Here is a 20,378-nt window from a genome sequence, read left to right on the forward strand (position 1 = left end):
CCGACCGCGGATCAGGGCCGCGCGAGACAGGGCCCCGCGAGACCGGGCGGTGTGACGGCCGGTCGCACCGGTCCCCTGCCGTACGCGGGCAGGCCGTTCCGCCTGCCCGCGCTGTCGCCCTGGGTGTCATGGCCGGTCAGAGCGTCGTGACGACCGCGCCCGCGGAGTCGTAGACGGTGATGTCGCGGATGAAGTCGACCGGTGCGTCCGCGCTCGTGCCCGCGTCCGCGCCTTCGGGCCCGAGGGCCGTTCCGGCGGGGGGCAGTTCGGTGGTGGTGTACCAGACGCCCCAGCCGGGCCTGCCCGCCAGCTCCAGCAGCTCGGCGCGCACCACCCTGCCGTTCCGGGTCGTGATCTCGACACGTCCCGCGTCGCGCGTCCCGTAGTAGATACCGGAGTGGAAGTAGCGGTTGCCCGCGGTTTCCGCCTGGTGGGAGATGCCCGGCGCGCTCAGATCGAGATTGCCGTCGCTCACACTGCGGAACTGGTCGGGCTGCTCAGGAGTGGACCAGTGCTTGCCGTCCTCGGTCAGCCACACCTCCGTCCCCGGTGCGGCCTTCACACGCTGGCCCGGCCGGACCACACGGACCGGCTCCGGGGCGGGCGAGGGCGCCGGCGGCGCGGTGAGAACCGGCGCGGGTACGGGGGCGGGGTCGGGCGGCGGAGTGCCGCGTACGAGGACGACGGCCAGCGGGCCCAGCAGCAGGCCGCAACCGGCCACCGCCAGGGCCGCGTTGCCGCGCCGGCGCCGGGCGCGGCCGGCCCGTTCGATCGCGGCCAGCGGGACGGGGGAGGGCGTGACGGCGTTCGCGGCCTCGGCGACGCTGTCGCGCAGTACGTCCTCGTACGCGCGGTGGTGTGCGCGGGAGGACCTGTCGTCCGGCTCTCGTCCGGCACCGGAGGCGGCATTCATGGGCGGGCTCCGGTCCCGGCTCCGGTGCCGGGGACGGCCCTCGGGCCAGGGGCGGCTCCGGCTCCGGGGAGCCGGCGGGCGATGACGGGATGGGCGCGCAGGGTCTCCAGTGCACGCCGGGCATGGGTCTTGACCGTTCCGACCGAGCAGTTCAGCACCTCGGCTATCTCCTGTTCGTTCAAATCCTCCCAGTAGCGCAGCACCACGACCGCCCGCTGCCGGGCCGACAGCGTCGCCAGGGCCTGGGCGAGCGCGGCACGCTCCTCGATGTGCTCGGCGTGCCCGGCGTGCCGGCCGTGCACTCTCTCCGGCATCAACGGCGTCAGCAGATGGATGACACGCCGTTTCCGCACCCGGCTGAGGTTGTTGTTGATCAGCGACCGGCGTACATAGAACTCGACTTGCTCACGGGGGATACGCCGCCAGCGCGCACAGACCTTGACGAGGGTGGTCTGCACGAGATCCTCGGCCTCGTGGAAGTCGCCGGTCAGCAGATGCGCGGCGCGTACGAGGCGGGGCCAGGCCGCTGCGGCGTACTCGGCGAAGTCGTCGTTCGTGTACGGCACAACCGGCGGTCCCTCGGTTCGAGCGGAAAGTTGAGATGAGGTGCGGCGGTACGGGTGGGGGCCTGGGCTCCCCCGAGCGGCCAAGGCCCCCACCCGGCTCTTGGGCCCTGTCCGGCCGATCTTCGCGGGCCCGGAACGCCTGACACGGCACCTCGCCGCGTTGTCGGAGTCGCCCGAGTACGTCCAGTACACGGGCGATCCTCCGCCTTGCGATGTACCGCACCAGCCGCCCCGGGCTGATCCACGAAGATCGACCGGACAGGGCCTAGCCGGCCAGGGAGGCCAGGATCCTGCCCGCCGAGTCGTACAGGGTGACGCTGCGGATGAAGTCCACCGGTCCACCCGCGTCCTTACCCGTGCCCGCGCCTTCGGGTCCGAGGACCGTTGTCGTGACGGGGGGCAGTTCGGTGGTGGTGTACCAGGCGCCCCAGCCGGGCTTGCCCGGCAGCTCCACCATCGAGGCCCGTACGGTCCTGCCGGTCAGGGTGGTGACCTCGACACGGGCCGCGGCGCGGCTGCCGTAGTAGACGCCGGAGTGGAAGTAGAGGTTGCCCGCCGGTTCCGACTGACGGGAGACACCCGGTGTGCTCAGGTCGAGGTTTCCGTCGACGACGCTGCGGAACTGCTCGTCGAAGTCCGGGGTGGACCAGTACTTGCCCTCCCTGGTCAGCCACAGCCGGACGCCCGGCGCGGCTTTCACCCGCTCGCCCGGAGCGACGACGCGTATGGACGACGACGTCTGCGCGGCGGCCCGCGCATCCGCGCCGGCGGACGTGCCGGACGCGGCGGACGTGCCGGACGGCACGGAGACCGAAGGCGCCGACGGCGAAGACGCGGAGGATGTCCCGCCCGAGGTCAACGCGTAGGCGCCTGTCGGCACACTCAGCACCGTCGCCGTGACCGCGGCGGCGGCCACATACTTCTTGATCCGTGTCATGAACGGACAACTCCTTGTGCGTCTTTGAGGTCGAACGGCTGGGAGGGCGCCTCTCCACCCCTTCAAACTCCGTTTGCCGCAGGGTCGGATGACATCAGCCGCCAACTTTTTCCGGCGGCCTTTTTCGTCCGGTCGCCTCTCCGCCTGTCCGCCTCGCCGGAGGTGCCGGACCCGGGCCGGATTCAGCTCGGATCCCGTCCCGGAAACGGCCCGGTACCGGTGGCCGTACCCGTATTCACCGCGCATCCGCGCACAACTCGGTCCTGGCCGCCTTCACTTCGGACGTCACTGCCGTCACACTGCCCTCGGACCGCGTGCCCCACGCCGCGGTCGATCAGGAGGACGCAGTGAAGAAGAGCTCGCGCATCCGTCAGGTCTCGTTCACCCTGACCAGCGCCATCGCATTGGTCATCGCCCTGCCCGGCAGCGCACTGGCCGATCCCCCCAGGGCTCTGCCCGCCAACGCGGACGGACTGGAGCAGACGTTCCAGCCGGCGTACGACTACGACACGGACGGCTGCTACCCGACTCCCGCCATCGGCCCCGACGGGACGATCTCCCCCGGTCTCAACACCACCGGGGCCGTCAACGGCTCGTGCCGTGACTCCTGGGACCTCGACAACACCAACGGATACGCACGCTACAAGTGCAACAACGGCTGGTGCGCGATCATCTACGGCCTCTACTTCGAGAAGGACCAGGCCGTGGCCGGCAGCGGGCTCGGCGGGCACCGCCACGACTGGGAGCATGTCGTGGTGTGGGTGCAGGACAACGAGGCCAAGTACGTCTCCACCTCCGCCCACGGCAACTTCAACATCTACAACCGTGACCAGATCCGCTGGGACGGGACGCACCCGAAGGTCGTCTACCACAAGGACGGCGCGAGCACGCACTGCTTCCGTCCCGCGAACAACAACGACGAGCCGCCGGAGAACCACTACCGCGGCTGGCAGTTCCCGCGGCTCGTCGGCTGGAACGGTTACCCCGAGGGTCTGCGGGACAAGCTGAGCAACGCCAACTTCGGCAGCGCCGTCTTCGGCCTCAAGGACGGCAACTTCAACTACCACCTGGAGCGGGCCAAGCCGGCGAACATCCCGTTCGACCCCAACGCCTGAGATGTCGTTCTCTTTCCGAACCTCGTGTGCGGATCTCGCTGGTCGGACATGGGTTTGCGGCTGTCACGGAAGTCTCGACTCGTTGCCGGTCGGGATGTTGTGGGGGTGGCGGATGCCGTCGATGCGGGCGGTTCTGGAAGCGCGGCGGAAGGCCGCAGCGGTGCGGGTGGAGGAGCTCGAAGCCGAGCTGGTGCGGGTGCGGGCGGCTCCGGCGGAGGCGGAAGAGGTACTCAGGCGTCGGGTGATCGGTCTGGAGCAGTATCTGGAGGCGCTGGCCGAGGAGGAAGCACCCGTGGTGGTGGCCGTCGGGTCGTCGCGGGGGAAGCCGGTCGGGCCGCGACGCGCGGTGCCGCACCGGGAGAACGCGGGCGGTGTCGAGGAGCTGTCGGTGGACTGTCAGGCGTTGATGGCCGCCGCGGTGGAGGCGGGAGACGATGGGCTGGGTGCCCGGCGGGCGGCGGTGGTGCTGGGCTGGGACAGCGCGTCGGTCTCCCGTGTCGAGGGCGCGAGGGCACGGCTGAAGGGGCTGGTGGAACGGGGCTGGCTGGTCGAGGGGAGGCCGGGCAGGTTCACGCTGTCTCTGCCGGCCTCGGAGCAGGACGCTGCTGGTGCTGGGCGGCCAGGCGCCGGCTGCGCAGGAGCCAGGCGAAGGTTCTTTCCACGGCCCAGCGGCGGGGCAGGACCTCAAAGCCACTGACGTCGTCGCTTCGGCGGACGACGTTGAGGACGACTCCGAGTTGCGTTGCGCTCCAGTCGACGAGGTGGCCGCGGCAGCCGCCGTCGGCCCAGACCCGCGAGAGCCGCCGCAAGCGACTGCTCGCCGCGGGCAGCAGGATGCGGGCGGCGTCCCGGTCGGTCGTCGACGCCGACGTGACCAGCACGTCCAGCAGGAGTCCAAGCGTGTCGGTGAGCAGGTGCCGCTTGCGTCCGTTGATCTTCTTGCCGGCGTCGTATCCCCGTGAGCCGTGGGCGACGGTGGCGTCCGCCTTCACCGACTGTGAGTCGATGACCGCCGCACTCGCCTGCTCCTCGCGGCTCTCCGCCTCACGGACGGCTCCGCGCAGCCGGTCGTGCAGTTCGGCCACCAGGCCCGCGTCCTGCCAGCGGGCGAAGAAGGCATACACGCGTGGCCAGGGCGGGAAGTCGCAGGGCATCGCCCGCCACTTGATGCCGTTGTCCACGAGGTAGCGCACCGCGTCGATCATCTGCCGGTGGCAGTAGCCCTCCGGCCGCCCACCCCGGCACCATCACCGGCCAACTCACCCGATCCAGCACCCCGTTCGAACCCCACCGACCACCCGAACGGACAGAGAACAGCCAGTTAGCGGTCCAGTGCTGGCAGATGTGCCCGGCCACGGCGGGACTGCGACGGTTGACCCGCCTGGTGGACGAGGGACCCGACAGCGTTGGGCTTTCCCCGCGGACTCTCCGTACGACCGGAAGGGGCCGCCACGGTATCCGTGGCCGCCCCTTCCGGTCGCACCCGGGATGTCATGTCTCGGCGCGGTAGAGGGTGTTGCCGAGGTGGCGTGGGGAGGCCATGGCGCCGTAGAGGCCTCCGAGCGCGATGATCGCGGCGACGAGTAGGCCGATGGCGGTCCAGTCCAGGACGACCGGCGCGTCGTACGGCCAGACGCGGGCGGCGGCGAGCCCCGTTCCGGCGGCCAGCCCCAGCAGGACGGCGAGGAGGGAGATGGCCAAGGACTGCCAGATGACGACGCGTTGGATGACTCGCGGGGCGATACCGAGGCGGTGGAGGCGCACGAGGTCGGGACGCAGTTCAGCAGCCGAGGTGGTGACGACGGTGCCGAGGGTGGCCGCGAGTGCGGCGAAGGCAAGGCCGAGCGTGATGTACCAGAGGATGGGCGCGGGCCCTTCGGGGCCTCTTTCGATCCGTACGTCGGACATCAGGACGTCCACCGGTTCGAGTACCGAGGCGAGTTCGTCGTCCAGGCTGGCCGGCGGAGCCTGGTCGCCGGTGGTGGCGATGACGGAGTAGTCCACGGTCTTGGCACCCCAACCACGGACCGTGGCGGAGGTGACGTAGGCCGCGGCGCGGCTGCGGGTGGTGTCGTCGACGGGCTCGGCCAGTGCGGCGCCGTTCACGTGGCGGCTGGTGTCGTATTTCGAGCCGTCGAGGGGCAGCGCGAGGCCGACGCGGTCGCCGTCGAGGTACTCGGGGGAGAGAGCGAGTACCTTGCCGCTCTGGAGAGCCTCACGTTCCCGGCCAGTCCATTTCCGGCCGGTGAGAGCTTCGAATTTGCGGCCTGTGTCAACGACTTCGATCGGCTGGATGCGGGCTTCGTCGCCGCTTCCGGGGCGTGGGGCGATGCTCCAGCCGGGTGCCAGGGCGGGGGTGGTCGCCTTGGCCAGACTCCGCTGGTCGGTCGGGGTGGTGCCCCGGACGATCGGGGTGCCCTGGGGCAGCGCGGAGGCCAGGGCTTGTTCCACGGCGGCCGGTTTGCTTCCGGAGTAGAGGAGGGCCTCCACCTGGCCCAGGTGACGGCTTCCGACGTAAAGCGCGCGTTCCTGGGCGGCGACGCTGGACAGTGTTCCGAGGAGACCGACCGCGACAGCGATGGTCACGGAGCCGACAGCGACGGCGGAGACAGGGCGCCGCGGGTCGCGGGCGAAAGCCCGCAGGGCTATGCGGCCGCTGAAGGACCGGTCACCGAGGCGGGCGAGGAGCCGCAGGATCGCGGCGGCCCGGGTCAGGGCGGTGGCGGAGAGGAAGACGACACCGGCCACCGCGCACCAGGCGGCCGGATCCCGGTCCAGGACGGCTCCGGAGAGGGCCAGACATACCGCGCCCAGTCCTGCCAGGACGGGGGCGGCCGTGGAACCGCGCCGTGCAGTGTCCCTGGGAGTCGTACGCGCGCGGGCGCGGGCCGGAGTGCCTGCGGGATGCCGGGACGCCAGTACCGCGGTCACCGTCGCGACCGCGAGCGAGAGCACGATCGTCACCAGCCCCTCGGCCAGCAATGGCTTGTAGGGGGAGATTTCCCGGTGGGTGAGGGCAGGCAGGAGGGGGCGGGCCGCGGCTGCGAGGGCGGTACCCAGGAGCCAGCCGAGCGGAACCGCCATCAGGCCGGCCGCCAGGGCACCTGACAGGGCGGCTGTCCGGAGCGCCCGGTCGGCGAAGCCGAGCGTCGCGAGGAGAGCGAACTCGCCCCGGATACGGCGCATCCGCAGGGTGAAGGCCCCGGCGGCGACCACTCCGAGCAGGACCACCCCGGGTGCCAGGAGCAGGCCCGGCTCCCGCTCGACGAAGGAGCGTGCGTCGGCAATGCCGCTTCGGGTCGTCAGGAGCAGGCCGCGCTCCGCGATCAGCGTCTGTGCGGCGTCCATCTGGTTGGCATCGCCGGCCAGCAGCAGGCCGTGGTCGGAGACCATGACGTTGGTGGTGTCGGTGCCGGTTCTCGGCCAGGCCCTCAATTGGCCGGGCGCTGCGAGATAGTCGTGGCTCTTCTGTGCGAGGGGACTCTCCACCACTCCGACGATGCGTGCGGGGTTCGCGCGCTCCCAGCGGTACGGGAGCACATCCCCCAATGTCAGTTCGAGGTCGGCGGCGAGGGCGGAACTGATGGCGATCTCGCCGTGCTTGAGGGGGAAATGGCCTTCGGTCAGCCGGTATTTGCCGTGCAGGAGGGGATGCGACCAGTCCACGTCCTGGTAGCGGACGTCGATCGTACGGTCCTTGGCCCACACCGGGAACTCAGGGTTTCCGGCCACGGGAAGCGCTGTCAGCCCGGGAAGCTTCCGTGCCAGGTCCGCGCGGAGGGCGTCGGCGGCGGCCGTGTCCGAGGTGCTGACGAAGCCGTCGGCCCGGCCCATGATCTCGTTGGCACGCTGCTCGGCGGAGGCCGCCGTGGAGCTGAAGGTCCCCGCCGTGACCGTGGCCAGGAATACCGGGAGTGCCAGGAGCGCCAGCAGTCCGATCCGTCGCTTTCCCCGGCCGACGACGGTCCGCCATCCCAGGAGGCGCAGATGGCCCCATGACCCGCTCATCCGCTTACACCGGAACCTGTGCGTGCCGAGACCGAGATCAGTGCGCCGTCGCGTAATTCCGCGATCTGATCCGCGTAGGCAAGATTGGCGGTGTTGTGCGTGCTGAGGACGACGGTGACTCCGTCGTCGCGAAGTCCGCCCAGAATGTCCATAATCTCGGCCCCGGTCCTGGAGTCGAGGGATCCTGTCGGTTCATCTGCCAGCACCAGTTTGCGCTCACCGACGATCGCGCGGGCGATCGACGCCCGCTGCTGCTGCCCGCCGGACACCTCGGCGGGGAAGCGTTCCTCCAGTCCCGCCAGCCCCACCCGCGCCATCGCGGCGCACGCCGCTTCATGCGCTTGTTTCCTGGCCATGCCGGCGCCTTCGAGCGGCAGGCGCGCATTCTCCGCCAGGGTGAGGTCCGTGAGCAGACTGAAGTCCTGGTAGACGAAGCCGATCTCACGCAGTCGAAGCGCGGCCAGTTCCCTCTGCCCGCACGTGTGCACGGAACGCCCCAGAACATCCAGTTCGCCGGAGTCGACGCTCTCCAGACCCGCGATGAGGTGCAGCAGTGTGCTCTTTCCGGAACCGCTCGGTCCTACCAGCGCGGTCATCGTGCCCGCCGGGATCTCCAGTGAGACCTTGTTCAGGGCGGGCACAGCCTGACGGGCCATGAGAAAAGACTTGCTGACCTTTCGGGCCGTCACTGCTGTTTCCGGTAACACGTAACGCCTTCTCTCTCGTACCGCGGGACGGCCGCAATGCGGCCGTCCCGCTTCCACAACTGGGTTCGGCTGCTCGAGCGTCAGCAGGAAGTCGTGGTGGTGAGCTTCCTGGCCGAAGTCGCCTCGTCATAGTCGGCGAGGCTGAGGCTGTGGTTGGAGCTGTTGCTGTTCATGCACTTTCTCGAGCCGCCATAGTTGGCGTCGTAGTACCAGGCGGAATCGTACTGGAAGTTGCTGAACCAGGAGTTCATCTCGTCGTTGAACCCATTGCTGCCGAGGTTCGGAATGGCCGTCGTGCTGTTGGTGAGGTTGACAGCACCACCCGCGTAGTCGTCGTCGCGGTACATACAGACCCAGCCCGACTCACAACCAGCCGGGGCCGCCATGGCCACGTTGGTTCCTCCGATGAGCATGGCCGCACCGAAGAGCGCTGCGGCGGCAATCTTGCTGTGCTTCATGCGTGATACCCCTTAGTTATCGCGAAGCCATGGCCTTCGTCGAGTCATGATCCGGGGCATGGAGCGCACGCAAAGACGCACAGGCGCCTCCCCCCGATCACCTTGGTGCGTAGTCGAACCTACATACGGTTGGCGCTATGCGGGCTTGAATATCGCGGAACCGGCCAGCGTTGACCTGAATCAGTTGGACCTACAGACTCAGTTGACCTTGGTATGCCTTGATCCGGCCGAGCGATGACCAGGGAGGCAGCGTTGGAATCCAGAAGCGGTCGCTCCGCTTCCGCACCCTTCCAACAGAACTCGAGTAGTGCATTTCAGACGCAAAGGTCACTGGTAAGGAAATGTCCACGAAATACAACTCGACGCCAGCAAGAATGGACGCTCTACCCTACGGAATCACTCTTACACCAGCCTTTTTCAGTCTCCTGGTGGCGAGAAAGAGCGAGTGCTGAAGTGAGCAGCAGAACAGCCCAGCCGGGTGACAAGGGAGAGGTCCCCGAGTCCTGAGTTGCTCATTCGGTTTGAGATCCGATGTGGCGTTCGCGGGCTTCATGCCGACGAAGGACTTGGAGCCCTCCTGTCGGACCGCCCCGAACAAATTGCCCACCCTATCCACGCATCGGTCGGCGGCCAGGACTGCTTCGTCGTCAGCCGGACCTATGTACTCAGGCACGGAACACCGGCGTTCCGGCAAGCTCTGGGCGCGGGGCCGCCAGCGTCCGTCAGGCGTCGATGCTGCGGTAGGAGACCTCGATGTGACCGGGGACTGGCGGGGCCGACCGTACATTTCATCGGACGTCGCCCGTAGGGCATGCCCCGGTTCGGTGAGGGTGTGCTCGGCCGGCCCACAGCGGGGTGGGGCGGCCGCCGCATGCCGGACAGCCCGAGGCCCGTGGTTCGCGGATGAACCGGCATGTTTTCAGGGGGCCATGATGAGCGCGCCGCCCGCACTTCCCGGTCCCGTGCCGACGCCTTCGGCACCACCTGCTGGAACAACTCCCACGGCTCATCCGGCACCAGCCGTTCAACGCTCCCCACACCTGAAGCTTATCGAACAGCCCAAATGAGATGGCGTCTTACTGGCTGTTCTCTGTCCGTTCGGGTGGTCGGTGGGGTTCGAACGGGGTGTTGGATCAGGTGAGTTGGCGGGTGATGGTGCATGGGGGAAGGGCCTCTTGGTAGCTCGCGGTTGTCGAGTCCAGCGAGGAGCAAGAGGCCCTGTTGTCGAAGTGTCGCGTGGTGGCGGTTGCGGGGTCCAGTCCGTTCACTCCTGGGGGTGTGACTGTCTCGCCCACAGGTTCGGGAACGCGGCCGACCGGCCGGGGCGCCGGCCCCGGTACGGCTCGGACATGAGCGATGCCGAGTGGGCTCTGGTGCGGGATCTGCTGCCGGTGCCGGGATGGCTGGCAGGCCGGGGTGGGCGGCCGGAGGGCTACTGCCACCGGCAGATGATCGACGCGGTGCGCTACCTCGTGGACAACGGCATCAAGTGGCGGGCGATGCCCTGCGACTTCCCGCCCTGGCCACGCGTGTATGCCTTCTTCGCCCGCTGGCGGGACGCGGGCCCGGTGGCCGAACTGCACGACCGGCTGCGCGGAGCCGTCCGTGAGGCGGAGAGCCGCGAGGAGGAGGCGAGTGCGGCGGTCATGGACTCGCAGTCGGTGAAGGCGGACGCCACCGTCGCCCACGGTTCGCGGGGATACGACGCCGGGAAGAAGATCAACGGACGCAAGCGGCACCTGCTCACCGACACGCTTGGACTCCTGCTGGACGTGCTGGTCACGTCGGCGTCGACGACCGACCGGGACGCCGCCCGCATCCTGCTGCCCGCGGCGAGCAGTCGCTTGCGGCGGCTCTCGCGGGTCTGGGCCGACGGCGGCTGCCGCGGCCACCTCCAGGACTGGACTGTCCAGCGCCTCGGACTCGTTCTCGACGTCGTCCGCCGCAGCGACGACACCCGAGGGTTCCAGGTCCTGCCCCGCCGCTGGGTCGTGGAAAGATCCTTCGCCTGGCTCCTGCGCAGCCGGCGCCTGGCCGCCCAGCACCAGCAGCGTCCTGCTCCGAGGCCGGCAGAGACAGCGTGAACCTGCCCGGCCTCCCCTCGACCAGCCAGCCCCGTTCCACCAGCCCCTTCAGCCGTGCCCTCGCGCCCTCGACACGGGAGACCGACGCGCTGTCCCAGCCCAGCACCACCGCCGCCCGCCGGGCACCCAGCCCATCGTCTCCCGCCTCCACCGCGGCGGCCATCAACGCCTGGTAGTCCACCGACAGGTCCTCGACACCGCCCGTGTTCTCCCGGTGCGGCACCGCGCGTCGCGGTCCGACCGGCTTCCCCCGCGACGACCCGACGGCCACCACCGCGGGTGCTTCCTCCTCGGCCAGCGCCTCCAGATACTGCTCCAGGCCGATCACCCGACGCCGGTGCACCTCCTCGGCATCCGCCAGAGCCGCCCGCACCCGCACCAGCTCGGCTTCGAGCTCCTCCACCCGCACCGCCGCGGCCTTCCGCCGCGCTTCCAAAACCGCCCGCATCAACGGCATCCGCCACCCCCACAACATCCCGACCGGCAACAAGTCGAGGCTCCCGCGGCAGCAGCTACTTCACACCTGCCCATCGAAGACCTCACCCGAGATTCGGAAGGAGAACGGCCTCTGAGCGCCCACGCCGCCTGATCACCCCCACCGCCCGAGGACAGGGCCGGAGGACGGACGCGGCGGGTCGGCCGCCCGGACCGTCCTCCGGCCCGCCCCGGCCCGTCCTCAGTGGCCCCGTCCTCCGCCTCCGCCCGTTCGCCCGGGGCCCGCCGGCTATCGGAAGATCGCCATGGCCTGCACTTCGAGGACCGCGTCGGTGGCGTTCCAGTCCTGGACCTTGCCGAGACAGCGTGCCGAGAAGGTGCCCTGCCCGACCTCGGTGCGCAGTCCTTCCGTCGCGCAGGTGACCCGTACGTGCGGCCCCTCGGCGGGATCGTTCGGGTCGCCGTAGGGGGCGAGGAAGACCGTCGTCTCGGGTGATTCGGCGATCTTCCTGAACCGCCCTCTGATCAGTACGAAGTCCTCGATGTCCCGCAGCCGTACGGTCTCCCGCGAGGCCCCCGGCCTCGTCGCCGCCCTCGCCCCCGTCCCGGCACCGGGCAGGGTGGCCAGCGCGTTGACCAGGGCGCCGTTGCGTCTGACGGTCCGGTTGACGAGATCGACATGGACGATGACGTCCTTCTCCTCCAGGACGTCCATGATGATGCCGATCACCGAGATGGGTTCGGCCACTTCGAGATACTTGCTGACGATCTCGCTGTTGTCGCGCTTGCCACCGCCCGCGCTCAGCCCGAAGACCTTGGCATGGACGCTTCCGTCCTTGCTGTCGCTGGTCCGCTGCTCCACCTCCCTGCGGAGGGCCGCCGCGTAACCGCGCATCTGGTAGTGGTCCATGACGGTTCTGTCGTGCAGATAGAAGCAGATGCCCGGGATGATCTTCTGGCCGCCGGGCCGCCGGTCACGCAGAAGCCGGAAGAGCGTCAGCGCGAGGAGCGCCACGAGGCCGGCCGCGGTCAGCAGCCATACGAGCATCCAGGGCCACCAGATGTCCCACCACGCCTCACTGGTCACACCCACGTATCTCCTTGAAAGCGCTCAGGAGCGACTGGACGGTGGCGTCGGCCATATGACCGCCGGTCGTCCGTGCCGCCCGGTCGAGTGCCGCTGAACCTGCCTCGCCGTAGCGAACGGTGTACGTCCGTACGGCACGGACCGCCGGCGGCCGTGCCTCGTAGCGGCGGATGAAGGTGTCGAGGTCGATCCCCGCGTTGTTCTCACCGTCCGTCATCGCCACGATGGAGACGGTCCTGCCGGGGTGCTCCCGGATCTCGTCGGAGACCTTCTCGTACACGTGGTCGAGCGCGGACCAGACGGCGGTGGTGGAGCCGAAGCCTTCGGAGGCCACGAAGCCGCGCAGCCGGTCGAGATCCCGGGGGCTCGCGTAGGTCACACTCCGCTCGTCGAGCACGCGCCCGGCGAACCTCATGACGGTCAGCGACTCGCCGCGGTAGAACCTGACGAACTTTCCGGAGCGTGAGTCGTCGCCCCCGCTGAGACCGTCGAAGGCGGCGCGCAGCCGGGCGATGCGCTCGCCCCGCATCGACCCGGAGAAGTCGAGCAGGAAGATCACCCGGGCGCGTCCGTCGCGCCGGGGATCGCCGTAGTCGGCGAGGAGCCGGTCGACCACCCGCTGGTCGTCGGGGAAGTACAGCGCGTTGCCGATGGGTTCACGCAGCCGCGGCACCCGGGGCACGGCGGGGTCGATCGGCCGGCGCAGGGTACGTTCCATGATCTTCTTCTGGACCGGTCCGCTCTTCAGCCACTCCACCAGCCGGTCGTACGCGGCGCGTTCGGCCGGATCGAGCAGGAGCAGGGGATAGTCGGACAGGACCATGCCGTCCTTCGGATAGACGATCTCCAGTGGCTCGCGCAGCCTTCCGCCGCTGTTGAGTGTGAGCAGTTCGGACTCGTAGGTGATGAGGGCCTCCAGGCTGTCCTGGTCGCGTACGAATCCGTCGGCCAGCCGGGCGGAGGAGTCCTCGGCGAGCCGGTGTCCGGCGAAGAAGCCGCGGAGCCGGTCGCAGGAGACGTCCCGCGGGCGCAGCACGCCGCCCGTGTCCGCCGCGGCGGTCGCCACTCCGACGAGCGCGGCGAGACCGCTGTTGGCATGGCGGGGATCGGCCATACCGAACCGCAGGGTTCCGTCGGCGGCGGCGTCGGCCACATCGGCCCAGGAGATCTGGCCGTCGGACGCGGTGCGGCGCAGCCGCTCCGCCATGGCGGGCTTCATCCCGATCACGACGGGAGAGCGCATGACGGCCGTGGACAGGGGCTGCTCGCCGTGGTTCCCGGCCGCCTTCAGTTCGAGCCGGAAGTAGCGGTCGGAGGAGAGCCAGGCGAGATCGTGCCGGTACTCGCCCGAGGCCAGCGCGTCGCTGGCGTCCACCGTGCCCCGGTACTCCATCTCCAGGGTGATCCCGGTCTCCCGGCGGAGATCCTCCAGCAGCGGTGCCATGTCGGCCAGCTCCGAGCTGGCGAGCACGCGCAGCCTCACCGGCTCCGGGGTGTCCGTGGAACACGCGGTGACGGCGGTGCCGAGCAGTATCCAGACCAGACACAGGGCGACGAGGCCCGTCGGCGGGCGCCGGATCCTCACTCGGGCACCCCGGCGGACTCCCCGGCAGGGGTCTCGGCGGACTTCCCGGTGGGGGTCTCGGCGGGGGAGGTTCCGGCGTCCGGGGTCCCGGCGGCCGGACAGCCGCCCACGATCGAGATCATCCGTTCCAGGTACCGGAGCCTGGGCATCGACGAGCGGGTGTTGTCGCCCTCCATCGAGGGGACCGGGATGTTCCGGTCCTTCAGGAACGTGGCGAGCTGGTCGCTCGCGACCTCCCCGGTGGGATCGAGGATCCGGAAGCCCAGCTCCATCGCCCGCCGGCGCAGCTCCGGGTCACGCGTGATCAGCTCGCCGAGCCGGTCGCCCCGCTCGTTGAGCGCGATGAACTGAGGTTGGGTCACGAACTGCCCCGACGGATAGAGCAGGACCCGGTCGGAGTCCAGCTTCCCCGACTCGGCCTGGTACTGCGCCTGATAGGTCAGGTACTGGTGCTCGTACGCCACCACCACGGGCGCTATCCCCTTGCCCTCGGGCGAGATGTAGGTACGGAACACATCCGCGCCCGGCAGGCCCTGGTCCAGCAGCGGCTTGATGGCCCGCCCCCGCTCGTCCGCCTCCCGGTCGGTGTCGGGCACCTCGTCGCCCTCGCCGTGCCAGGTGAAGGCGACCAGCCCCAGATACGTCCCCGCCGAGTTGGAGTCGCAGACATCGGAGCTCTGGACGACGATCCGGTTCGCGTTGCTGATCCCGTGGTCGCGGATGCCGATCTCGTTCCACCGCCGACCACGGTCGACGCTGTCCAGGAACTTGCGCATGTCCAGGACGTAGTACAGCGGCGCCCCCGGCCCCGAGCCGCGCTGCGCGGTGGCGATCCCGGCGTCCTGGAGGGTCTCGGCGTACGCGCGGTAGGTGGGGAGCACGATGGGGCTGACGAACGGCCGGTGCACCTTCGCCCGCCGGTTCTCCGCCGCGAGCTGAGTGGTGATCAGGTCACCGGCGGGCTGCCCGGAGGGGAACACGAAGTCGTACGAGGAGATGTCCTGGACGGCCACCTCGCGCGAGCCCGAACTGGTGATGTGCACACGGATACGGTGTTTCAGGAGCAGTCGCTCGACCTCCGGGTCCTCGAAGAAGTCCCGTTTGGAGGCCATTTTGCCCTCCAGCGTGGTGATCCGCTCGAAGGGCAGCAGCATTCTCCCCGGGACGGCCAGCGTGATCGCACCGGTCAGCACGGCGGCCAGCAGGGGCAGGAACACGATGAGGAAGCGGCGCTGCGACCACCGGGAGGACGACGGCCGTCGTACGTCCAGCCGTGGCTCCTCGATGACGGGTCCCTCCCCGATGACCACGGACACCCTCCCCCGCTGTCCCCCGGCGCACGTTCCTCGCCACAGCCGTCGACAGCATTTCGCGACCGGACGACGGCCCGGGTGAACCACGGACCAAACCAGGGTGAACAACTCGGCCCGGAGCGGGGTGCCAGGGGTGGGCCGTCCGGAGCGGGCCGTCTTGAGGGGGCATCCGGGCGAGGCGTCCGGAGCGGTCGTCCGTTCCCCGCGTGAGTCCGGTGATAGCCCGGTCGGGCGCAGGGACTGTTGTGGCGGGTCCGATCGGGGTACCTGGCCATGGACCGCGACCGTGATCGCGCCCGCGCATGCGCCCGCGAGCGTGGAACCGCTGGTCCGCGAACCCGGAACCGGGTGCTCGGACCAGAACTCGGTACACACCTCGGAACCCAGCACCCAGCACCCAGCACACGGAACCTGAACCGAAGGAGCCGCCAGTGAAGTTCGGTGTATCGACCTTCATCACCGATCAGGGCATCGCGCCGACCGCGCTGGGGCGCGCCGTCGAGGAGCGGGGGCCCGACTCCCTCGGAAGCGGAGCGCCGCGGGTCGGGATGTGCCGGTGACCGGGTACGCGGTGTCGGGGAAACCGGAGATCGTCGAGGAGTACACACACCTCGACGTGGAGCGGCCGCTGCTCTGTCTGCCGACGAGGCCGGAGGCCGAGACACTCGCCCACCTCGATCGGCTCGCCGATGCCGCGGGCCGGTTCCGGTGAGCCGTACGGTGCCGCGGTGCCGGTGATGACGGGCGAGCGGGCCCGGGAGTGCTTCGTCCGGTCCCGGATCGCCCGCCTCGCGACCGTCGATGCCTCCGGCCGACCGCATCTGGTTCCCATGGTGTTCGCCCTGACCGGTGACACCGTGGCCTTCGCCGTGGACCACAAGCCGAAGCGGTCGGTCCGGCTGAAGCGGCTGGCCAACATCCGCGCCCACCCCGAGGTCTGTCTCCTCGTCGACGGCTACGACGAGGACTGGGACCGCCTGTGGTGGGCCCGCGCGGACGGTACGGCCTCCGTACTGCCGCCGGCCGGCGGATCGGCGGCGGCCGATCGGTACGTGGATCTGCTGACGGAGAAGTACCGGCGGCAGTACGCCGACCGCCCTCCGGAGGGGCCCGTGGTGGAGATCACGGTGACCCACTGGTCCGGCTGGCACGCCACCTGACGCCCCCGCTTCCGCCCCGGAGCCGGACGGGCCAGCCCGGCCCGCGCCACGGGTCCGACGGGATGTGCCGGATACACCTGGCGCCCCGGCATGATCCCGCCGACTCCCGTTCGGTCGCTGACCCGGGCCTGTTGAGGATGAGGAATCGTGGCACGGGTCAGCCGGGCTCGCGGAGTCTCGCGATCGAGCTGATGAGCTCCACCTCGGCCTGGGCAAGGTCCGGCCACGGGAACTCGTAGCCGTTGCGCAACAGAACAAAGCCGTGCATGGCCGCCCACAGTTGCGTTGCGGTGGACAGGACGTCTTTCACGCCGGAGGATCCGTCGGCGACGCAGAGTCGGACGCCGTCCATGAGATAGGCGAACGGCCCGGCGTCGGGGTCGCGGTTGTCCGGCTCGTCCGCGGGGGTGGGGCGGGGTTCCGCTCCGCGAAGGAGCCGGTTGCGTTGGAAGAGCAGTCCGTACAGATTCGGGTTGTCGACCCCGAACGCCATGTAGGCGCGGCAGCCGGCGATGAGCCGGTCCCGAGGCGCCTCGATTCCTTGTGTCGCATCCGTGATGAAGCGACCCAGTTGGGCGAAGGTCTCGACGGTGACGGCCTGCACGATCTCGTCCGGGCCGGCGAAATGCAGGTAGATCGACTGCGGTGCGATGCCGATCCGCCGCGCCAGCCCACGCAGGGTCACCGAACTCGCGTAGCCGTCCTCGATGACGGTCTCTCGGGCGGCCGACACGATGTCGTCGCGTAGTGCCTGCCCCGCACCCCGGGCGTTGCGCCGTCTGCTCCCGGCAGCCTCTTTGCTCACGGCCGTAACCTTACACCGACGCCGGATCGGTGCGAACGTGCGTCAGCCGAGAGGGTCGGGGACCTCGTCGGCGGTGGCCGCGGCGCCCAGCAAGGCGGTGTCGTCACCGCGTAGCGGTTGACCGTGGCCGAAGCAGACGGTGTCGACGTCGATGTCGGCGAAGCGGCGGAAGGATTCACGGGCCAGCGCCCGGTCATGGTTGAACGGCCCGAGTATGACCTGGCCCTGGTGCTCGGTGGCGATGTCACCGGTGAACAGGACGGCCTCGTTCGGGAAGTGCAAGGCGATGCTGCCGTCGGTGTGGCCGGGAGTCGACAGCACGCGGGCGTCGATCGCGTCGAGGATCTCGTCGTCGTCGAGCTCGCGGTCGACCCGAGAAGGCGCGGCGTCGGGGATGGAGCCGGCGATGTGGGCGTAGAGCTCCTCCTCGGCGTGGGTGAGGGCGGGAAGCGGGCTGTAGCTGTCCCCGCGGATGATCGGGGCATCGCCGCGGTGCGCCCAGATACGGACATTGGGCCAGGTGGCCAGTTCGGCGGCCGACCCGGCGTGGTCGGGATGCCAGTGCGTCAATACGACGTGGGTCAGCGACTCCCGGTCCAGACCCCAACCACGCAACGCCTCGGTGATGACATCGCCCTGCCCGGCGATGCCGGTGTCGATCAGCACCGCGTCCGACCCGCGGCGCAGCAGGTAGGCCTGTCCGGGCCCGTTGTCGAGCACCATGCGCAAGTCGGGACGCAGATCAACGATGTTCATATCGGTCTCCCTTGATCAAACCGGATGGATTCACCTGCGGTGGCCATGAGTCCTAGTAACCTCACGGCCTTCACCTCACGGATGTGATGTTATGGGTGCGATCTTGGCTTGGCAATACCTCACTGACGCCATTCCGCGTCGCGGGCCGGACCGCGGTGCTGCATCAGCCATCCCAGGTGCGTTCGACGGTCCACCGGCGCGGTAGGACCGAGAATCCCCTGGTGCCGGGGTCGCGCCGGCTTTGGAGGACCATGACCACACCGGCGGGGCATCTCGGTCCTTCGACGGATGCTCGACTTCCAACCGCGTCAACGACCCCTCGACCAAGGGTGGTTCGCCTTGTGGTCGAGCCAGGATGAGCGGTGGGTGAGACTCGGATGGCCCCGGTCCCAGGAAGGTCCCGCAGGACCCGGGCCAGGCGGGTGAGAGCGAAGCCACGGGGACACATCGACCGCCAGGAACAGACGCCCGCCGTCGAAACGCGGCAGCGACAGCCTGGCCGGCACCGTCCGCAGCCGATCGACGTCGATCCGGCCGTGGTTCAGGCCGCCGTACATCGCTCCGTGCCCACGCCGACGCTCAGGCGATCCGCCGGACAGAGCCCTAGGGCCCGGTGGGGAACGGGCCGTCGCCCAGGAGGCCTGAGCGGTCGGGCAGGCCGGTCGCGACCCGTAGCTTCGCGAACTCGACCGCCAGGGCCGACGGCGGGTAGTGGGCATTGAGACCGCTGGGGTTGGGCAGCACCCAGACCTGTGTCGTGCCGATGGTGAGGGGCTGGCGGCCGACGGTCGCGTCGGGGGAGCCGAACGCGGCGCGGTAGCCGGTGACGCCCAGGAGGGCGAGCCAGGACGGGCGGCGGGCGAGGACCCGTCGGCGCAGTCGGCCGCCGCCTGCCGCGTACTCCGGCGCGGTGAGTTCGGCGGCGCGTGCCGTGGGTCTGCGGACGATGCTGGTGATGCCGATCCCGAGTCCCAGCAGCTGGTCCTCCTCGGTGGCGTCGAGCAGCCGGGGGGTGAAGCCCGCCCGGTACAGGGCCGGCCACAGCCTGTTGCCGGGCGTGGCGAAGTGATGGCCCGCCACGGCGGAGGAGAGACCGGGGTTGATCCCGACCAGCAGGACGGTGAGACCGTCGGCGATCAGATCCGGCAGGCGGGCATCGTGTGCGGCTTCGAGTTCGGCCCGCGTCGGCCGATGGCGTCGGCGTGGGCCGGGACCGGGTGCTCCGCCGGTCGTACGGCGATCGGCCGGCCGGTCACCTGGTGCGGGGTTCATCGGAGCTCCACGGATAGTCGTCCACATCGACAGATATCCTGACACTTCGTTCGCCCGTGCCCACGCTCATGCCTGTGCCCGCATTCGTCACCGTGACCACGCCCGTGACCACGCGGACGTGGACACCGGGGGCCCGCCGCTCCCGGCGGGCCCCCGGCGGGGACACGGACAGGGCCCCGCTCAGCCCTTGGGGGGACCGCCGTTGATCGCGACCCGCTGGCCGTAGCGGGTGAACGGGTAGTAGTCGTACGTCGCGTGGTGCTGCACACAGCGGTTGTCCCAGAACACCAGCGTGTTGGGGGTCCACCGGACGCGGCAGGTCAGCATGGGACGGCTCGGGACCACATCGAACAGCATGTCGAGCAGCGCCCGGCTCTCGTCGGACGAGAGCTGAGGGATGCGCGCGGTGTACGCCTTGTTGACATAGAGAAGTCTGCGGTCGGTCTCGGGATGACGTACCACCAGCGGGTGTTCGCTCTTGGGGGCGACATATCCCGGGGGCGGGGTATAGCCCTGGAACGCGACGAGTCCGTCGTGCACGGCGGTCAGACCGTCCAGAAAACCGCGCATCGCGGGCGACAGCATCTCGTAGGCCAGATGCATATTGGCGAACAGGGTGTCCCCGCCGCTGCCCGGTTCCGGTACGCGGGTGATGTGGAGCATCGATCCGAGCGAGGGCTCCGCGTCGGCGGTGCCGTCCGCGTGCCAGCCGTTGCCGGCCACGTTCGCCGCCTCGGGGGTGGTGTTGATCTCCAGGATGTACGGATCGCCCTCCGGCGGCGGGGGGTTCACCGGGCGCAGTTCACCGAAGTGACCGGCGAAACGCTTGTGCTGCTCCTGGGTGAGGATCTGGTCGCGGAAGACCAGAACATGGTGGTCGAGGAACGCCGCCTTGAGATCGCGCAGTTGCTCCTCCGACAGCTCCTTCGAGAGATCGACGCCGGAGACCTCGGCGCCGATGACGGGGGTGAGGGAGTCGACCGCGAGGGTGGTGTACTCCCTCCGGGGCCTTGCCGTGACGCGCTTGACGGCTTCCAGTTCGTAACTCTCCACGCGATCCTCCTGAGGTGGACATGGAACAGGTACAGGTACAGGTACAGGGAGCGGGGGTGCGGGGTGCGGAGGCGGGGTGCGTAGGCGCCACGGCCCGTGGCCCGCAAGCCGTGGCCGTGGCGCC

At 69.6% G+C, this 20,378-nt stretch carries 18 protein-coding genes and 5 pseudogenes; 6 read left to right on the forward strand and 17 right to left on the reverse strand.

All coding sequences use genetic code 11. The features are described from left to right. Positions 1 to 136 precede the first annotated feature (136 nt). The 3 genes from ACWGDX_RS08915 to ACWGDX_RS08925 form a co-directional block, all read right to left on the reverse strand. Positions 137 to 913, reverse strand: a complete 777-nt coding sequence (locus ACWGDX_RS08915) for a hypothetical protein (RefSeq protein ID WP_453623659.1) — start codon at positions 911 to 913, stop codon at positions 137 to 139. After that, on the reverse strand, positions 910 to 1,479 hold the full coding sequence (locus ACWGDX_RS08920; protein ID WP_453623660.1) for a SigE family RNA polymerase sigma factor: 570 nt from the start codon (positions 1,477 to 1,479) through the stop codon (positions 910 to 912). Before ACWGDX_RS08920 ends, ACWGDX_RS08915 begins: the two co-directional genes overlap by 4 nt. A gap of 265 nt (positions 1,480 to 1,744) precedes the next feature. Then, the gene (locus ACWGDX_RS08925) at positions 1,745 to 2,416 is read right to left on the reverse strand and encodes a hypothetical protein (RefSeq protein ID WP_453623662.1); all 672 of its coding nucleotides are present in this window, start codon (positions 2,414 to 2,416) and stop codon (positions 1,745 to 1,747) included. 347 nt (positions 2,417 to 2,763) lie between these two features. Between ACWGDX_RS08925 and ACWGDX_RS08930 the strand changes: the two genes are divergently transcribed. Together ACWGDX_RS08930 and ACWGDX_RS08935 are read left to right on the forward strand one after the other, a co-directional pair. Continuing rightward, positions 2,764 to 3,531, forward strand: coding sequence for an NPP1 family protein (locus tag ACWGDX_RS08930; RefSeq protein WP_365905902.1), 768 nt, complete (start codon positions 2,764 to 2,766; stop codon positions 3,529 to 3,531). A gap of 121 nt (positions 3,532 to 3,652) precedes the next feature. After that, a complete protein-coding gene (locus ACWGDX_RS08935) occupies positions 3,653 to 4,228 on the forward strand; it encodes a hypothetical protein (protein ID WP_453623664.1) in 576 nt (191 codons plus the stop codon). On the opposite strand, the pseudogene ACWGDX_RS08940 reads toward ACWGDX_RS08935, so the two are convergent. The 4 genes and pseudogenes from ACWGDX_RS08940 to ACWGDX_RS08955 form a co-directional block, all read right to left on the reverse strand. Next, positions 4,191 to 4,736, reverse strand: a pseudogene (locus ACWGDX_RS08940) (IS5 family transposase); the annotation flags it as partial. The gene ACWGDX_RS08935 and the pseudogene ACWGDX_RS08940 sit on opposite strands and share 38 nt — an antisense overlap. A gap of 286 nt (positions 4,737 to 5,022) precedes the next feature. Beyond that, on the reverse strand, positions 5,023 to 7,539 hold the full coding sequence (locus ACWGDX_RS08945) for a hypothetical protein (RefSeq protein ID WP_453623666.1): 2,517 nt from the start codon (positions 7,537 to 7,539) through the stop codon (positions 5,023 to 5,025). Next, the gene (locus tag ACWGDX_RS08950) at positions 7,536 to 8,195 is read right to left on the reverse strand and encodes an ABC transporter ATP-binding protein (protein ID WP_453623668.1); all 660 of its coding nucleotides are present in this window, start codon (positions 8,193 to 8,195) and stop codon (positions 7,536 to 7,538) included. Before ACWGDX_RS08950 ends, ACWGDX_RS08945 begins: the two co-directional genes overlap by 4 nt. 131 nt (positions 8,196 to 8,326) lie before the next feature. Then, complete coding sequence (locus tag ACWGDX_RS08955) at positions 8,327 to 8,704, reverse strand: peptidase inhibitor family I36 protein (protein WP_453623670.1); 378 nt, start codon at positions 8,702 to 8,704, stop codon at positions 8,327 to 8,329. A 1,349-nt stretch (positions 8,705 to 10,053) separates the two neighbouring features. On the opposite strand from ACWGDX_RS08955, the gene ACWGDX_RS08960 reads away from it, so the two are divergent. Then, positions 10,054 to 10,788, forward strand: a complete 735-nt coding sequence (locus ACWGDX_RS08960; RefSeq protein WP_453623672.1) for an IS5 family transposase — start codon at positions 10,054 to 10,056, stop codon at positions 10,786 to 10,788. On the opposite strand, the pseudogene ACWGDX_RS08965 reads toward ACWGDX_RS08960, so the two are convergent. The 4 genes and pseudogenes from ACWGDX_RS08965 to ACWGDX_RS08980 all read right to left on the reverse strand — a co-directional run. Then, a pseudogene (locus ACWGDX_RS08965) lies at positions 10,727 to 11,236 on the reverse strand (hypothetical protein); the annotation flags it as partial. The gene ACWGDX_RS08960 and the pseudogene ACWGDX_RS08965 overlap by 62 nt on opposite strands. 276 nt (positions 11,237 to 11,512) lie before the next feature. After that, positions 11,513 to 12,310, reverse strand: coding sequence for a hypothetical protein (locus ACWGDX_RS08970; RefSeq protein WP_453623674.1), 798 nt, complete (start codon positions 12,308 to 12,310; stop codon positions 11,513 to 11,515). Continuing rightward, positions 12,300 to 13,895, reverse strand: a complete 1,596-nt coding sequence (locus tag ACWGDX_RS08975; RefSeq protein ID WP_453623676.1) for a substrate-binding and vWA domain-containing protein — start codon at positions 13,893 to 13,895, stop codon at positions 12,300 to 12,302. Before ACWGDX_RS08975 ends, ACWGDX_RS08970 begins: the two co-directional genes overlap by 11 nt. Beyond that, positions 13,892 to 15,205: a hypothetical protein gene (locus tag ACWGDX_RS08980; protein ID WP_453623678.1), complete on the reverse strand. Its 1,314-nt coding sequence runs from the start codon at positions 15,203 to 15,205 to the stop codon at positions 13,892 to 13,894. Before ACWGDX_RS08980 ends, ACWGDX_RS08975 begins: the two co-directional genes overlap by 4 nt. 434 nt (positions 15,206 to 15,639) lie before the next feature. Here ACWGDX_RS08980 and ACWGDX_RS08985 point away from each other — a divergent pair. The 3 genes and pseudogenes from ACWGDX_RS08985 to ACWGDX_RS08995 form a co-directional block, all read left to right on the forward strand. Next, positions 15,640 to 15,732 (forward strand): annotated as a pseudogene (locus ACWGDX_RS08985) (LLM class F420-dependent oxidoreductase); the annotation flags it as partial. A gap of 32 nt (positions 15,733 to 15,764) precedes the next feature. Next, the gene (locus ACWGDX_RS08990) at positions 15,765 to 15,920 is read left to right on the forward strand and encodes a hypothetical protein (protein ID WP_453623680.1); all 156 of its coding nucleotides are present in this window, start codon (positions 15,765 to 15,767) and stop codon (positions 15,918 to 15,920) included. Positions 15,921 to 15,936: 16 nt separating this feature from the next. Further along, the gene (locus ACWGDX_RS08995; RefSeq protein ID WP_453623681.1) at positions 15,937 to 16,368 is read left to right on the forward strand and encodes a TIGR03668 family PPOX class F420-dependent oxidoreductase; all 432 of its coding nucleotides are present in this window, start codon (positions 15,937 to 15,939) and stop codon (positions 16,366 to 16,368) included. 157 nt (positions 16,369 to 16,525) lie between these two features. Here ACWGDX_RS08995 and ACWGDX_RS09000 read toward each other — a convergent pair whose 3' ends face one another. The 6 genes and pseudogenes from ACWGDX_RS09000 to ACWGDX_RS09025 all read right to left on the reverse strand — a co-directional run bounded on the left by ACWGDX_RS09000 (position 16,526) and on the right by ACWGDX_RS09025 (position 20,254). Then, positions 16,526 to 17,173: a TetR/AcrR family transcriptional regulator gene (locus ACWGDX_RS09000; protein WP_453623683.1), complete on the reverse strand. Its 648-nt coding sequence runs from the start codon at positions 17,171 to 17,173 to the stop codon at positions 16,526 to 16,528. A gap of 42 nt (positions 17,174 to 17,215) precedes the next feature. After that, positions 17,216 to 17,929, reverse strand: a complete 714-nt coding sequence (locus tag ACWGDX_RS09005) for an MBL fold metallo-hydrolase (protein WP_453623685.1) — start codon at positions 17,927 to 17,929, stop codon at positions 17,216 to 17,218. Between the two features lie 131 nt (positions 17,930 to 18,060). Next, positions 18,061 to 18,167 (reverse strand): annotated as a pseudogene (locus ACWGDX_RS09010) (IS5 family transposase); the annotation flags it as partial. Next, positions 18,143 to 18,513: pseudogene (locus tag ACWGDX_RS09015) on the reverse strand (transposase); the annotation flags it as partial. The pseudogenes ACWGDX_RS09015 and ACWGDX_RS09010, both read right to left, overlap by 25 nt. A 19-nt stretch (positions 18,514 to 18,532) precedes the next feature. After that, positions 18,533 to 19,201, reverse strand: coding sequence for a G/U mismatch-specific DNA glycosylase (mug, locus tag ACWGDX_RS09020; RefSeq protein WP_453623687.1), 669 nt, complete (start codon positions 19,199 to 19,201; stop codon positions 18,533 to 18,535). Positions 19,202 to 19,381: 180 nt separating this feature from the next. Beyond that, the gene (locus ACWGDX_RS09025; protein ID WP_453623689.1) at positions 19,382 to 20,254 is read right to left on the reverse strand and encodes a TauD/TfdA dioxygenase family protein; all 873 of its coding nucleotides are present in this window, start codon (positions 20,252 to 20,254) and stop codon (positions 19,382 to 19,384) included. Positions 20,255 to 20,378: the final 124 nt, after the last annotated feature.

It is taken from the genome of Streptomyces sp. NPDC055025 (genome assembly GCF_053608565.1).

Excerpts from the sequence above, each read along its gene's own strand:
- ACWGDX_RS08915 (WP_453623659.1), bottom strand. The coding sequence starts at position 913 with ATGAATGCCGCCTCCGGTGCCGGACGAGAGCCGGACGACAGGTCCTCC.
- ACWGDX_RS08925 (WP_453623662.1), bottom strand. The coding sequence starts at position 2,416 with ATGACACGGATCAAGAAGTATGTGGCCGCCGCCGCGGTCACGGCGACG.
- ACWGDX_RS08935 (WP_453623664.1), top strand. The coding sequence starts at position 3,653 with ATGCGGGCGGTTCTGGAAGCGCGGCGGAAGGCCGCAGCGGTGCGGGTG.
- ACWGDX_RS08945 (WP_453623666.1), bottom strand. The coding sequence starts at position 7,539 with ATGAGCGGGTCATGGGGCCATCTGCGCCTCCTGGGATGGCGGACCGTC.
- ACWGDX_RS08950 (WP_453623668.1), bottom strand. The coding sequence starts at position 8,195 with ATGGCCCGTCAGGCTGTGCCCGCCCTGAACAAGGTCTCACTGGAGATC.
- ACWGDX_RS08955 (WP_453623670.1), bottom strand. The coding sequence starts at position 8,704 with ATGAAGCACAGCAAGATTGCCGCCGCAGCGCTCTTCGGTGCGGCCATG.
- ACWGDX_RS08960 (WP_453623672.1), top strand. The coding sequence starts at position 10,054 with ATGAGCGATGCCGAGTGGGCTCTGGTGCGGGATCTGCTGCCGGTGCCG.
- ACWGDX_RS09005 (WP_453623685.1), bottom strand. The coding sequence starts at position 17,929 with ATGAACATCGTTGATCTGCGTCCCGACTTGCGCATGGTGCTCGACAAC.
- mug (WP_453623687.1), bottom strand. The coding sequence starts at position 19,201 with ATGAACCCCGCACCAGGTGACCGGCCGGCCGATCGCCGTACGACCGGC.